Origin of the sequence: Agromyces sp. NDB4Y10 (genome assembly GCF_001620055.1) — a bacterium.
Lineage (GTDB): Bacteria > Actinomycetota > Actinomycetes > Actinomycetales > Microbacteriaceae > Agromyces > Agromyces indicus.
This window is the reverse complement of sequence record NZ_LQGY01000040.1, coordinates 77,985-91,092: the sequence shown is the minus strand read 5'-3', so window position 1 is coordinate 91,092 and position 13,108 is coordinate 77,985. Positions and strand designations below refer to the sequence as shown.

The following is a 13,108-nucleotide window of genomic DNA, read 5'->3' as shown; positions in this document are numbered from 1 at the left end:
GGGTGGCGGGCGCACCGCGCATCGCCGTGCTCGGCGCGGGGGCGAACGGCGCCGGCGTGGGAGCGGACCTCGTCCGTGCGGGCCACGACGTGACCTTCATCGAGCAGTGGCCCGCACACGTCGCGGCGATGCGCGAACGCGGCATCCGTGTCGAGATGCCGGATGGCGTGGAGCTCACGCCCGTGCGGGTGCACCATCTCTGCGAGGTCGCCGAGCTGCGGGAACCGTTCGACCTGGTGTTCCTCGTCGTCAAGGCGTACGACACCCGGTGGGCGTGCGAGCTGATCCGGCCGCTGCTGGCCGAGGAGGGCCTCGTGGTGGGCCTGCAGAACGGCATGACGGTCGACGACGTCGCGGAGATCGTCGGCGCGCATCGGACGCTGGGTGCGGTCATCGAGATCGCCGCGAACCTGTTCGTGCCGGGCGTGGTCGAGCGGCAGAACACGCGCGAGGAGACCTGGTTCGCCGTCGGCGGCATCCATCCGGGGGCCGACGCTCGCGCGGAGGAGGTCGTCGCCGTGCTGCGAGCAGCTGGTCGGGCGGAGGTGTCGGCCGACATCCGCTCGTCGAAGTGGATGAAGCTCGTCGTGAACGCGGCCGAGCTCGTGCCGTCGGCGATCCTCGACCTTCCGCTCGACGAGGCAGTGCGCGTACCGGGCATGCGGGACTTCATGGTTCGAACCGGTCGGGAGGCGGTGCGGACGTCGCTGGCCGCCGGGGGCCGCCTCATGCCGATCTTCGGCATGACCGACGCGGACCTCGCGGGCCCGGACGGCTACGCCGACCGGCTGCTCGAGATCGTGCTCGACGTGTACACGCTGCCGAGCACGCTCACGACGGTCCTGCAGGACTGGCGCAAGGGCCGGCGCGCCGAGGTCGAGGAGCTGAACGGCCACGTCGTCCGCGAGGCGGAGCGCACCGGCGTCGCCGCGCCGTGCAACGACCGGGTGGTCGCCCTCGCCCGCGACATCGAGGCCGGGCGCCGGACCCCCGGGATGCACAACCTGGCCGAACTGCTCGAGTCGGCGGTGGTCGCATGACCGGCGATGCGACGGCTGCCGCGCCCCTCGCCGGGCTGCGCATCGCGGTGCTCGGTACCGGCGCCAACGGCTCGGGCATCGGCGCCGACCTCGCACGGGCCGGTCTCGACGTGACCTTCGTCGACCAGTGGCCGGCGAACGTCGAGGCGATCCGCGAACGGGGCGTCCGCGTCGAACTGCCGACGGACGTCGAGGTCACTGAGGTCCCGGTCCTGCACCTGTGCCAGGCCGCCGAGCTGCGCACCCGTTTCGACGTCGTGCTGCTGCTCGTCAAGGCGTACGACACGCGGTGGGCGTGTGAGCTGATCAAGCCGTACGTCGCCGACGACGGCGTCGTGGTCGGCGTGCAGAACGGCATGACCGCGGGCGACATCGTCGACATCATGGGGCCGCACCGCGCCGTCGGCGCGGTCATCGAGATCACCGCCGCGATGGAGGAGCCGGGCACCGTCCTGCGGCACTCCGGGCACGACCGCTCGTGGTTCGCCGTGGGTGCGCCAGACCCCGCGAGCGCCCACCACCTCGGGACCGTGGCCGCGATCCTCGGGCACGCGGGCGTCGTCGAGGTCACCGACGACATCGCCTCCGCCAAGTGGATGAAGCTCGTCCTCAACGCGGCGGAGCTCGTGCCGTCCGCCATCCTCGACCTGTCGATCGCCGACTGCGCGCGCCGGGAGGGCATGCGCGAGGTGATGCTCGACGCCGGCGACGAGGCGATCCGCGCCGCGCAGCTCATGGGCCTCACGATCCGGCCGATCTTCGGCATGACGGGCGAGGCGGCGTCGTCGCCGGAGACCTTCGTGGCGACCGTCCTCGACGAGCTCTTGGCCGGTTACGTCCTGCCGCACTCCCGCTCGACGGTGCTGCAGGACTGGTCGAAGGGGCGTCGCGCGGAGGTCCACGAGATCAACGGGGCGGTCGTCGAGGCGCTCGCCCGCTTCGGCGAGCCGGCCCCCGTGAACCGGGCGGTGGTCGAGCTCGCCCAGGACATCGAGGCCGGGCGCCGCGTGCCCGGAACGCACCTGCAGCCTGTGCTCGAGGCTCGCATCGCCGAGCTGCGGCGACCGGCGGCATCCGCCTGATGGCGTCGCCTCGACGACCCGAACCATGCAAAACGAGGAGGACCCCGATGGACCTGACCCGACTCCGCATCGCCGTCGTCGGCACCGGCGCGAACGGGGCGTCGATCGGCGCGGACCTGATCCGCGCCGGGCTGGACGTGACCTTCATCGAGCAGTGGCCGGCCCACGTCGAGGCGATGCGCGCCGACGGGCTGACCGTGCACCTGCCCGACGAGACCCAGGTGACCCCGGTGGAGGCGTACCACCTCTGCCAGGTGGCCGAGCTGCGCACGACCTTCGACCTCGTCTTCACTTCGGTGAAGACGTACGACACGCGCTGGGTGTGCGAGCTGATGAAGCCCGTGATGCGCGACGACTCGGTCATGGTCGGGCTGCAGAACGGCATGACGATCGACGCCGTCGCCGAGATCCTCGGTGCGGAGCGCTCGATCGGCGCGGTCCTCGGCATCGCGGCGAACATGTTCGAGCCGGGTGTCGTCGTGCGGCAGGTCCCGCCGTCCGGTACGTGGTTCACGGTCGGCTCCATGGACGGCCGCCGCACCGAGCGGCTGGAGCAGGTCGCTGCCGCCCTCGCCCACGCCGGCGTGACCGAGGTCAGCGACGACATCCGCGCGTCGAAGTGGATGAAGCTCATCGCCAACATCCCGGAGATGCTGCCGTCGGCCATCCTCGGCGTCCCGCTGCTCACCGCTGTGGGGCTCGAGGGCGTGCGTCCGGTCATGGATGCGGCCTCACGCGAGGCCTACGCCCTGGCCCGTGACCTCGGGATCCGCATGCTGCCCGTGCTCGGCAAGACGGCGGAGCAGATCCCGGATTCCGACCGGTACGCGCTCGACCTGCTCGATGTCGTCCTCGAGCGCTTCTCCCTGCCCGACACGCGCGTCGCCGTCCTGCAGGACTGGGACAAGGGACGGCGGGCCGAACTCGACGCGTTCAGCGGCTACATCGTCGCCAAGCGCGCCGAGATCGGCGGGCGGGCGCCGGTCAACGAGGCGATCCTGCAGCTCGCCGAGCGGGTGGAGGCCGGCGAGCTGTCGCCCTCGCCCGAGAACGCCGCACGGCTCGTCGAGGCGGCGGCGTCGGCCGAGTCGGACGTCGCCGCTCAGGTCACCTCGTAGTCGACGACCGCCCGCTCGGCCACGACCGCATCGATCGCCTCGACGGCGCGCCGGTGCTCGGGGTGGGCCTGGTAGGCGGCGAGGTCCTCCCACGACGCGTGCTCGGTCTCGAGCGCGGCGTCCCAGTGCGTGGCGATCGAGGTCGTGTCGGCCGACACGCGAAGCCCGAGCACGCCCGGCACGGATGCCGCGAGCGGCTGGAGCGCGCTGCGGAGCGTCTCGACCTGCTCCGCCGCGGCGCGTGGCGACCGGTCGGCGAACTTGAACAGGACGATGTGGCGGATCATGCGGACCCCCTGCGATCGGAGCGGCGACGGGTGACCTCGGCGACAGCCGACCAGTCCAGGTCGCGCAGCTCGGGGTCCGCGAGGGCCGCCTCGAACAGTTCCCTGAGCACCGGCGCGATCGGCAGCGCGGCGCCGAGCGCGTCAGCGGCGTCCTCGGCCAGCGAGAGGTCCTTCAGCCCGAGCGCCATCGAGAAGCCGACCGGCTCGTAGCGGCGGCCGGCGATGAGCGGGCCGTAGCCGCGGTGCACGGAGCCGCTGAACGCCGTGTGGGTGAGGATCTCCGTGAACTGCTCGCCATCGATGCCCGCGGACTCGACGAGGACCACGGACTCCGCGATGGACTGGAGCGCGTTCACGATCGAGTAGTTCACCGCGATCTTCACGATGCTCGCCATGCGCGGGTCGGCGCCGAGGTTCCAGACCCGCTGGCCGAGCCGCTCCAGCGTCGGCATCGCCGCCTCGGCGGCCGACGGCTCGCCCGACACGACGACGAGCAGCGCGCCGGTCGATGCGATCGTCGAGCGTCCGAGCACGGGCGCCTGGACGTATCCGACGCCGTGCCGCGCATGCCGCTCGGCGAGCTCGGCCGCGGCGGACGGGCTGATGGTGGCATGGTTCACGTGGACACGACCGGGGGGCACGGTGGCGAGCAGCTCGTCGTCGAAGACGGTGAGCACGGCCTCGTCGTCGGCGAGCATCGAGTGCACCACGGATGCCGCGCCGAAGACCGCGGCGGGCGAGTCGGCCGCCGTCGTGCCGAGGCGCTCGGCCAGCTCGGTCGCCGGTCCCGGGCTCCGATTCCACGCGATCACGCCGACGCCCTCATCGGCGAGACGCTCCACCATCCCGCGCCCCATGGCCCCGAGGCCGAGGAACCCTGCGTCCGAACCCATGGCGACCTCCCCGTCACGGGATGCTCGGCCGCATCCCATCTGTACAGTAACGATGAACACGAGGACACGCAATCGCCTGCGCGCATCGGATTCCTGCGAAGTGCAGCTATCATGGGCCCACCAGAACATGTTCAGCGGCGCTGAAACGCAGCGCCGCGATTCACAGGCGGAGGGTCGGCCATGCAGCTCGATGTGGGTTCGGAGCTCCGCCGCGTGCGGGAATCGCGGAAGCTGAGCCTTCGCAACGTCGCGTCGGCCGTCGGGGTGTCGGCCAGCCTCCTCTCGCAGGTCGAGACGGGCAAGACGCAGCCGTCCGTCAGCACGCTGTACGCGCTCGTGAACTACCTCGGCATCTCGCTCGACGGGCTCATGGGTACGAGCCGGGCCGGCGTGCCGCCCCTCGGGACCGCCAACGCGACTTCGGACGGGGGGCCCGCAGGGTCGCGCCTCAGCGACGGGGTCGTGCAGCGTCGCGAGGACAACCCCGTCATCGAGATGGAGAACGGCGTCACCTGGGAGCGCCTGGCGGTCGGCGAGAGCACCGTCGCCGACCCGCTGATCGTCACGTACGAGCCATCCGCCTCCAGCTCCATGGAGGGCAAGATGATGCGCCACGCCGGCTTGGAGTACGGGGTGCTCCTCGAGGGGCGCCTCACGCTCCGCATCGACTTCGACACGTACGACCTGGAGCCGGGGGATTCCTTCTGCTTCGACTCCGGCCGTCCACACCTCTACGTCAACCAGTCCGACCAGCCGGCCCGCGGCATCTGGTTCGTGATCGGCCGACGCGACATGTCGTACCAGTCGCTCGCCGACCTCGGCCACGAGCAGCCCTCGGAGGCTCGGCCGATCGCGTCGGCGGTCGACGTCCTGCACGCGATGAAGTCCATGCGCACCGCGCAGTCGGGGCCGGAGGCCGCCGAGGTCTGAGCCCGCGCGGTAGCGGCGGGCCGGGGTGCGCTCACTCCGCCGAGAACACCTCCGGATGCCGCGACAGCAGTCGCCGCGTGCGCCTGATGTGGCCCTCGATCGTTCGCTCGGCGCCCTCGACGTCGCCCTCGCGGAGCGCGACGACCATGAGGTGGTGCTCGTCGTGCATGATGCGGCGGGTGTCGGCGTCGGCGAGCATCGTATAGGCGCGACGGTACGGCTGGGTGGTGTTCCAGAGGCGCTCGACGAGGTCGCCGAGCATGAGGGTGTCGGCGCGCGAATAGCTCAGCATGTGGAACTCGCGGTCGAGGCGCAGGAACTCGCCGACGTCGTCGGTCGCGGCCATCGCGGTGGCGAGCGCCTCGAGCCGGTCGAGGTCCTCGGGCAGCAGGTGCGGGGCCGAGTGGCGGAGCAGCAGCGGTTCCAGTCGCTCGCGCGTCTGGTAGACCTCCTCGCATTCCGCGAGCGTGAGTCGCGACACCCACGCGCCCGCGTTCGCGACGAGGGTGACGAGTCCCTCGGCTTCGAGGGCGCGCAGCGCCTCGCGCACCGGCACCCGGCTGGCTCCGAACCGCTCGGCGATCTCCTCCTGGCGCAGGCGCGAGCCCGGCGGGTACTCGCCGTGCGCGATCGCGTCGCGGATTCCCGCAGCCACCCTCGAGCTCGCGTTGCCGTCGCGGGCCACCGGCGCCGTCACGTCCGTCGCGCTCATGCGGCGGGGTCCCGGGGGTCCCACAGCTTCACCGCGGCATCCGCCTCGTAGGCCTTGCCGTTCGGGAAGCTGACGAGTTCGAGTTGCATGCCCCATGGGCTGAGGAAGTAGACCCAGCGCTGTCCCTCGCTCGCGTTGCGGCTCGCGGTGGGTTCGCCGAGCACGCGGACGCCCTGTTCGTGCAGGTAGGCGACGGCGGCGTCGAGGTCGTCGACGTAGAACGCGAGGTGGTGGCCGCCGAGGTCGCTGTTGCGCGGCTGGTCCGACTGGCCGTCGGCGGGTTCCCACTGGAAGATCTCGAAGTTGGGTCCGTGCTTGCAGCGGAAGAACCGCAGTTCGCGCATGACGGATCGCGGGTGCACGTTGAGGTGCTCCGCCATCCAGTCGTCATCGCGCTGGAACGGGCCGAGCGTGTAGACGTACTCGCACCCGATCACGTCGACGAAGAAGCGGTGCGCCTCGTCGAGGTCGGGCACCGTGAAGCCGATGTGCTCGGTTCCCCTGAGGCCCGGCAGTGCCATGTCGCATCCTCCCGTCGTCGGTGACTGGATGCAATCGTAACTCGGATGATGCGATTCTCCGAGACCGAACGGCCAGCGGCCCTTGGATTGGATCCAATCCTGTCGTACGATGGCCGCATCGCCCGCCGCACCGACGCGCGCCGGGCCGCCGACGGAGGACCACCGCCATGCCGAGACGACGACGCCTCGAGCCCACCCCCGAGTGGGTCGAGCTCACGACCACCGCAGCCGACTGGAAGGCCGCCGATCCGGCCCTGCTGGAGACGATGCTCGGCCAGCTCCACCTCATCCGCGCATTCGAGGAGCGCGTGCTCGACCTCGCCGCCGACGGTCTCGTGCACGGTCCGGCGCACTCGTCGATCGGCCAGGAGGGCGGCGCGGTCGGCTCGATCGTCGGGCTCCGGTCGACGGATGCCGTGAACGGATCGCACCGCGGCCACCACCAGTTCCTGGCGAAGGCCATCACGCACGTGTCGGGCGGCCGGCTCGACCTCGGCGAGCTCGTCACGCCCGAGGTGCAGGAGGTGCTGCAACGCACCCTCGCCGAGATCCTCGGCCTCGCGCAGGGCTACTGCCGGGGTCGGGGCGGCTCGATGCACCTGCAGTGGTTCGAGGCCGGCGCGCTCGGCACCAACGCGATCGTCGGCGGCGGCGCCCCGATGGCCACCGGCAACGCGTGGGCGCAGAAGCACGCCGGCACGACCGACCTCACCATCAACTACTTCGGCGACGGCGCCGCGCAGATCGGCTCGGTGCTGGAGTCGATGAACCTCGCCGCAGCCTGGAAGCTGCCCGTCTGCTTCTTCATCGAGAACAACCTCTACGCCGTCTCGACGCGCATCGAGGAGGCCGTCGCCGACACCCGGCTCTCGGTCCGTGGCCAGGGCTTCGGCATCCCGTCGTGGCGGGTCGACGGCATGGACCCGCTCGCCGTGCACCTCGCCATGCAGGAGGCCGCCGAGGTCATGCGCTCCGGCGGCGGACCGGTCATCGTCGAGGCCGAGGTCTACCGCTACTTCCACCAGAACGGCCCGTACCCCGGCAGCGCGTTCGGCTACCGCACCAAGCAGGAGGAGGAGGAGTGGCGCGCACGCGACCCGCTCGAGCGCGTGGCGTCCGAACTGGTGCAGCTGGGGCGGCTCAGCCGCGAGCAGGTCGAGTCGGTCCGCGCGCAGGCGGTCGCCGCGATGGATGCCGCGACGGGCGAGCTGCTCGAGGCCGACCCCGAGCACCAGGGGCGGCGACGCATCCGCCCCGAGCTCTGGCCCGATCCCGCATTCGTCGACGTCGGCGTGCGCGGCGACGGCACCGAGCTGGAGTCGCTGCGCGCGCTCGAGCCCACGGATGACGACCGCGAGCGCGAGGGCATGAAGTTCGTCGACGCGGTCGCCGGGGTCATGGAACGGCGCATGGGCGAGGACGAGCGCATCATCGTGCTCGGCGAGGACGTGCACCGCCTGAAGGGCGGCACGAACGGCGCCACGAAGGGGCTGTCGACGGCCTACCCCGACCGGGTGCTCGGCACTCCCATCAGCGAGAACGCGTTCGCCGGTCTCGGCGGCGGGCTCGCGCTCGACGGGCGCTTCCGCCCGGTCGTGGAGTTCATGTACCCGGACTTCATGTGGGTGGCCGCCGACCAGGTCTTCAACCAGATCGGGAAGGCCCGGCACATGTTCGGCGGCGACAACCCGGTGCCGCTCGTCCTGCGCACCAAGGTCGCCATGGGCTCCGGCTACGGTTCCCAGCACCTCATGGACCCGGCGGGCGTCTTCGCCACCAGCCCCGGATGGCGCATCGTCGCCCCGTCGACCGCCGAGGACTACGTCGGGCTCATGAACGCGGCGCTCGCGCTGCAGGATCCGGTGCTCGTCATCGAGCACGTCGACCTGTACAACGAGAAGGACACGGTCATCGCCGGCGACCTGGACTACGTGATCCCGCCCGGCACCGCCGCCATCCGTCGCGAGGGCAGCGAGGTCACCGTCATCAGCTACCTCTCGATGGTGCGGCACAGCCTCGAGGCCATCGAGCAGACCGGCGTCGACGCCGAGCTGATCGACCTGCGCTGGCTCGACCGCGCGTCGATCGACTGGGCGACCATCGAGGCGAGCGTGAAGAAGACGAACGCCGTGCTCATCGTCGAGCAGGGCGCGCGCGGCACGTCGTACGGCGGCTGGCTCGCCGACGAGATCCAGCGGCGGCTGTTCGATTGGCTCGACCAACCCGTGCAGCGGGTGACCGGCTCCGAGACGTCGCCCTCGATCTCGCGCGTGCTCGAGCGCGCGGCGATCGCCCGCACCGAGGAGGTCGTCGCGGCCCTCGAGACGGTCCGCGCGAACGCGGGAGGTGCGTGATGGCCACCACGGTCCGCATGCCCGAGGTGCTCGCGAACACGACGGAGGCCGCGATCCAGTCGTGGTCGGTGGCGGTCGGCGACGAGGTCGCCGTCGGCCAGCCGCTCGCCGAGATCGAGACCGACAAGGCGGTCGTCGAGTACGCGGCCGAGGTGTCGGGCACGGTGCTCGAACTGCTCGTCGCCGAGGGCGACCTGGTCGACGTGGGCGCGCCGATCGCGGTCGTCGGCGAGCCCGGCGAGGCGACGACGTCGACGGATGCCGCGCCCGCACCGGCCCGCCGGCGACGCACCCGCCGACCCCGAGTCCGCGGCACCGGTCGCCGACGCCGAGCCGGCGTTCGACGAGTCGACCGCCTCGCAGGAGGACGTCGCATCGCCCGACGGCGGCGGCGAGACCGGGCCGGCGCCCGACGCGGGTCGTCGGTTCATGAGCCCGCTCGTGCGGCGCCTGGTCCGCGAGCACGGCATCGACCTCGCCGGCGTGACCGGGTCGGGACCCGAGGGGCGCATCGTCCGGCGCGACGTCGAGCCGCTCATCGCGGCGAAGGGCACGGCGCCGGCCGAGTCAGCGGCTCCGGGAGCCGAGGCGGCGCCCGCGCAGGAGGCGGCGCCCGCGGCATCCGCCGCCTCGACGCCGCCGGCACCGCCCGCCCCTGCGACGGCGCCCGGCGCCGACGCCGAGCTGATCCCGCACACCCGGATGCGGCGCACCATCGCGCGACGGCTCGTGGAGTCGAAGACGCAGGTGCCGCACTTCTACCTCACCGCGGAGTGCCGCGTCGACCGGCTGCTCGAGCTGCGTCGCGAGCTCAACGCGGCCGGCACCGTGAAGGTGTCGGTCAACGACCTCGTCGTGAAGGCCGTCGCGGGCGCGCTCGCCGACGTGCCCGAGGCGAACCGCACGTGGAGCGACGACGGCGTGCTCCAGCACCGGGCGGCCGACATCGCGATCGCGGTCGCCCTCGACGACGGGCTCGTGACGCCGGTCGTCCGCGGCGTCGAGGCGCTCAGCGTCTCGGAGCTCGGCCGGCGCATCGCGGACGTCGCCGAACGGGCCCGCAGCGGGGGCCTGCGCCAGCACGAGATCGAGGGCGGCAGCTTCTCGGTGTCGAACCTCGGCATGTACGGCACGCGCGAGTTCACGGCGATCATCAACCCGCCGCACGCCGGGATCCTCGCGGTCGGCGCCGCCCGGCGGGCCCCCGTCGTGGTCGACGGCGTCCTCGAGGTGGGCACGGTCATGAGCGTGACCCTCTCCGCCGACCATCGCGTGCTCGACGGCGCGGTCGCCGCGCGCTGGCTCGCGGCGTTCCAGGCGCGGATCGAGCATCCGCTCACCATCCTCGCCTGACGCCGGGCGCCACCGGGCGGCGACGACGACGGCCGGGCCCGATCGGGGCCCGGCCGTCGCCGTTGCGCGAGGTCCGCGCGTCCTCCGCTCAGTCGGCGGGGGAGATGGTGATCGCCAGCCCCTCGAAGCCGCCGTCCCACCACGAGGTGCCGTCGGTGCGCTCGAGCACCGTCCGGTACTGCGGGTCGGTCTCGAAGGTCGTGCCCTCGGCACGGTCGGCGACGGAGGCGACCAGCGCCACGCCGAGGTCGACGAGCGAGTACACGCCCGCGTCGGGGTTGTCGATCGAGTCCCACACGTCCGCGACCGGCGCCGGCGCGGCATCCGTGCCCGCCCCCGTGCGCCGCTCGGAGGCCGGCGTGATCGCCCCCGTGCCGAAATCGACCCGGTCGCCGGCGACGAGGTACGACCACCGCGTGCCGGTGCCGACCGCGCCCTCGATGACCGTCTCGGAGGTGTCGAGCAGCGACACGCCGTTGCGGCCGATGACCTCGCCCTGTCGCGTGGCGCGGTCGTAGACGAGCGCGGTGGTCTCGTCGACGCCGACGACGAGGTCGTGGCCGGTCTGGTCGGCGAGCTTGATCATGCGCGCCTGGCGGCCCCACGTACCGAAGTGGCTGTCGAGCTGGCCCTCGGGGAAGAACCCGAACCCGCCGTAGGGCAGGTGCGCGAGCGCCGACGCGTCGTCGAGGTAGCCCGGCGTGGTGCCGTCGCGCCACGCCTGGTACGGCTCGCCGCCGGTGACCATGTCGGCGCCCTGCTGGATCGTGGTGCCCGCGCTCACGCCGGAGACCACGCCGCCCCGGTCGAGCACGCCGCGGACGGCGCTCATGACCTTGGTGTCGGTGCACGACGTGAACGCCTCGCTCGCAGCGTTCTTGCAGTCGAACAGGGTGCGGACGTATCGCATCTGGTCGCCACCGCCGAAGAACACCCCGGTCGCCTTCGCGACCTCGCGGGCGACCTTCGGGTCGTTCGCGTTCGACGGCTTGTACCGATCACCCGCGAAGTTCACGGCCGTGTCGATCGGCACGGCGTACGTCTCGGCGCCGAACCGCTCGAACAGCGCCGAGTAGTACAGGCCGTTCGCCGACGCGTTGTTGAGCGTGTCGTCGGCGGCCTCCGCGGCGGTCTTCGCAGCGGATGACGCGGCCGTGACGATCGCGATGCGCGCCTTCGCGGGCCCGTCGCCGTCGGGATCGGCGAGGTCGACGATGCGCTGGAGGATCGTCGCGTTCTCCTTCAGGTTGCCGCCGATGAGCACGAGGCTGCCGGCGGGCGCCGACGTCGTGCCGTGCTTCGGCGCGGCGACGGCGGGGCTCGCGCCGACGAGGCAGGCGACGGCGACGGTGGCCGCGATGGTCGCGGCGGCGGTGGTGCGGGGGGTCATGGGTTCCTCTCGATCGGGATGCGGGTCTGCGGGGTGCGGTGCGTCTACTCGGGGATGAAGGACACCTCCAGTCCCTCGAACCCGCCGGTCGACCACCAGCGGGTGCCGCTCACGCGGTCGAGGTAGGTGCGGTAGGTGGGCCGGCGCTCCCAGGTCGTGCCCTGCGCGACCGATGCGGAGCTCTTCACGAGCGCCTTGGCCTGGTTCACCATCGACGAGGTGCCCCCGGAACCGGATGGCGAGTCCCAGATGTCGCGCTTCACGGCCGGACCGGAACCCGTGCCGGCACCCGTGCGCTTCGTCGCGCCGGCGGTGACGGCGAGGGTCCCGAAGTCGATGCGGTCGCCGTTGACGAGGTAGTGCCAGCGCACGCCCTCGGCGCGACTGCCCACGATGTCGGCGCCGTACAGGTCGAGCACCGAGACGCCGTTCGCGCCGATCACCGCGCCCTGGCGGGTGGCCCGGTCGTAGACGAGCGCGGTGGTCTCGTCGACGCCGACGACGAGGTCGCGGCCCACGTGGTCGGCGAGCGCGATCATGCGCGCCTGGCGGCCCCACGTTCCGAAGTGGCTGTCGAGCAGTCCCTCGGTGAAGAACCCGAAGCCGCCGAAGGGGGAGTACGTGAGGTCCTTCGACCCGACGCCCGTGCCGGCGTACGCGCCGTACCGCCAAGCCTCGTACGACTCGCCGCCGGTGACCATGGCGGCGCCGTTCTGGATGGTGAGTCCGGCGCTCGAGCCGGCGATCACGCCGCCGCCGTTCAGCACCGACCGGATGGCGCCGAGGACCGGCGTATCGCTGCAGCTGGTGTACGCGTTGCCGCTCGCGGGCGCGCACTGCATGAGCGTGGCGACGTAGCGGGACTGGTCGCCGCCGGAGAGGAACACGCCCGTGGAGGCGCGGACCTGGTCGGCGACGGCGGTGCTGAACGCGTTCGACGGCACGTAGGGGTCGCCGCTGTAGTTCGTGGCGACGTCGATCGGCACCCGGTACGTGTCGGCGCCGAACCGCTGGAAGAGGTCGGCGTAGTAGAGCCCGTTCGCAGCGGCGTTGCTGGCGTTCGGGTCGGCCGCCTCGGTGGCGTTCGCGGCGGGGGCGGAGGCGGCGGTGACGATCGCGATCCGCGCCCGTGCGGGGCCGCTGCCGTCGGGGTCGGCATCGGCGACGATCCGCTGCAGGATCTGCGCGTTCTCGTTCAGCGCGCCGCCGATGAGGATGAGGTTGCCGGAGCTTCCCGCCGCGTGCGCGGGGGCGGCGGTGCCCAGGAGGGAGATCAGGATGGTGCTCGCGACGGCGATGATCGCCGCGGCCCGTGGTGTGCGCATTCGCACTCCTCTCGTCATTGAGTGCCCGTCACGTTACAACCTGCATTACATGTGCGCTAGATGTAATACACGTAACAATCGCGTTCCGGTCGTGTTGCATTCG

General features: G+C 72.0%; 12 protein-coding genes and 1 pseudogene. 7 read left to right on the top strand and 6 right to left on the bottom strand.

The window, feature by feature from the left end:
• Positions 1 to 2 precede the first annotated feature (2 nt).
• From AVP42_RS10840 to AVP42_RS10830, 3 genes are read left to right on the top strand one after another with little or no spacing between them, the layout of a single operon-like run.
• The gene (locus AVP42_RS10840) at positions 3 to 1,040 is read left to right on the top strand and encodes a ketopantoate reductase family protein (RefSeq protein WP_067948895.1); all 1,038 of its coding nucleotides are present in this window, start codon (positions 3 to 5) and stop codon (positions 1,038 to 1,040) included.
• Complete coding sequence (locus AVP42_RS10835) at positions 1,037 to 2,122, top strand: ketopantoate reductase family protein (RefSeq protein WP_067948893.1); 1,086 nt, start codon at positions 1,037 to 1,039, stop codon at positions 2,120 to 2,122. Before AVP42_RS10840 ends, AVP42_RS10835 begins: the two co-directional genes overlap by 4 nt.
• Before the next feature lie 47 nt (positions 2,123 to 2,169).
• Positions 2,170 to 3,240 carry a ketopantoate reductase family protein gene (locus AVP42_RS10830; RefSeq protein ID WP_067948891.1) on the top strand — a complete coding sequence of 357 codons (1,071 nt, stop codon included), beginning with the start codon at positions 2,170 to 2,172 and terminating at the stop codon, positions 3,238 to 3,240.
• On the opposite strand, the gene AVP42_RS10825 is transcribed toward AVP42_RS10830, so the two are convergent.
• Both AVP42_RS10825 and AVP42_RS10820 read right to left on the bottom strand, forming a co-directional pair.
• Positions 3,225 to 3,527 carry a Dabb family protein gene (locus tag AVP42_RS10825; protein WP_067948889.1) on the bottom strand — a complete coding sequence of 101 codons (303 nt, stop codon included), beginning with the start codon at positions 3,525 to 3,527 and terminating at the stop codon, positions 3,225 to 3,227. The two genes, AVP42_RS10830 and AVP42_RS10825, sit on opposite strands and share 16 nt — an antisense overlap.
• A complete protein-coding gene (locus tag AVP42_RS10820; RefSeq protein WP_255361450.1) occupies positions 3,524 to 4,459 on the bottom strand; it encodes an NAD(P)-dependent oxidoreductase in 936 nt (311 codons plus the stop codon). The genes AVP42_RS10825 and AVP42_RS10820 overlap by 4 nt, the downstream gene beginning before the upstream one ends.
• Before the next feature lie 141 nt (positions 4,460 to 4,600).
• Between AVP42_RS10820 and AVP42_RS10815 the strand changes: the two genes are divergently transcribed.
• Positions 4,601 to 5,350, top strand: coding sequence for a cupin domain-containing protein (locus AVP42_RS10815; protein ID WP_067948885.1), 750 nt, complete (start codon positions 4,601 to 4,603; stop codon positions 5,348 to 5,350).
• 31 nt (positions 5,351 to 5,381) lie between these two features.
• Here AVP42_RS10815 and AVP42_RS10810 read toward each other — a convergent pair whose 3' ends face one another.
• The gene (locus AVP42_RS10810) at positions 5,382 to 6,062 is read right to left on the bottom strand and encodes a GntR family transcriptional regulator (protein ID WP_067948984.1); all 681 of its coding nucleotides are present in this window, start codon (positions 6,060 to 6,062) and stop codon (positions 5,382 to 5,384) included.
• Positions 6,059 to 6,583, bottom strand: a complete 525-nt coding sequence (locus AVP42_RS10805; RefSeq protein ID WP_067948883.1) for a VOC family protein — start codon at positions 6,581 to 6,583, stop codon at positions 6,059 to 6,061. Before AVP42_RS10805 ends, AVP42_RS10810 begins: the two co-directional genes overlap by 4 nt.
• Positions 6,584 to 6,750: 167 nt before the next feature.
• On the opposite strand from AVP42_RS10805, the gene AVP42_RS10800 reads away from it, so the two are divergent.
• The 3 genes and pseudogenes from AVP42_RS10800 (at position 6,751) to AVP42_RS10795 (ending at position 10,290) form a co-directional block, all read left to right on the top strand.
• Positions 6,751 to 8,937: a thiamine pyrophosphate-dependent enzyme gene (locus tag AVP42_RS10800; RefSeq protein ID WP_067948881.1), complete on the top strand. Its 2,187-nt coding sequence runs from the start codon at positions 6,751 to 6,753 to the stop codon at positions 8,935 to 8,937.
• A pseudogene (locus AVP42_RS16910) lies at positions 8,937 to 9,101 on the top strand (biotin/lipoyl-containing protein); the annotation flags it as partial. The gene AVP42_RS10800 and the pseudogene AVP42_RS16910, both read left to right, overlap by 1 nt.
• 94 nt (positions 9,102 to 9,195) lie before the next feature.
• Positions 9,196 to 10,290 carry a dihydrolipoamide acetyltransferase family protein gene (locus tag AVP42_RS10795; RefSeq protein WP_231878607.1) on the top strand — a complete coding sequence of 365 codons (1,095 nt, stop codon included), beginning with the start codon at positions 9,196 to 9,198 and terminating at the stop codon, positions 10,288 to 10,290.
• Between the two features lie 88 nt (positions 10,291 to 10,378).
• Here the strand turns inward: AVP42_RS10795 and AVP42_RS10790 are convergent, their stop codons facing one another.
• Both AVP42_RS10790 and AVP42_RS10785 read right to left on the bottom strand, forming a co-directional pair.
• Positions 10,379 to 11,680, bottom strand: coding sequence for a cyanophycinase (locus AVP42_RS10790; protein ID WP_067948879.1), 1,302 nt, complete (start codon positions 11,678 to 11,680; stop codon positions 10,379 to 10,381).
• Between the two features lie 44 nt (positions 11,681 to 11,724).
• Positions 11,725 to 13,005, bottom strand: a complete 1,281-nt coding sequence (locus AVP42_RS10785; protein WP_067948877.1) for a cyanophycinase — start codon at positions 13,003 to 13,005, stop codon at positions 11,725 to 11,727.
• Positions 13,006 to 13,108 lie beyond the last annotated feature (103 nt).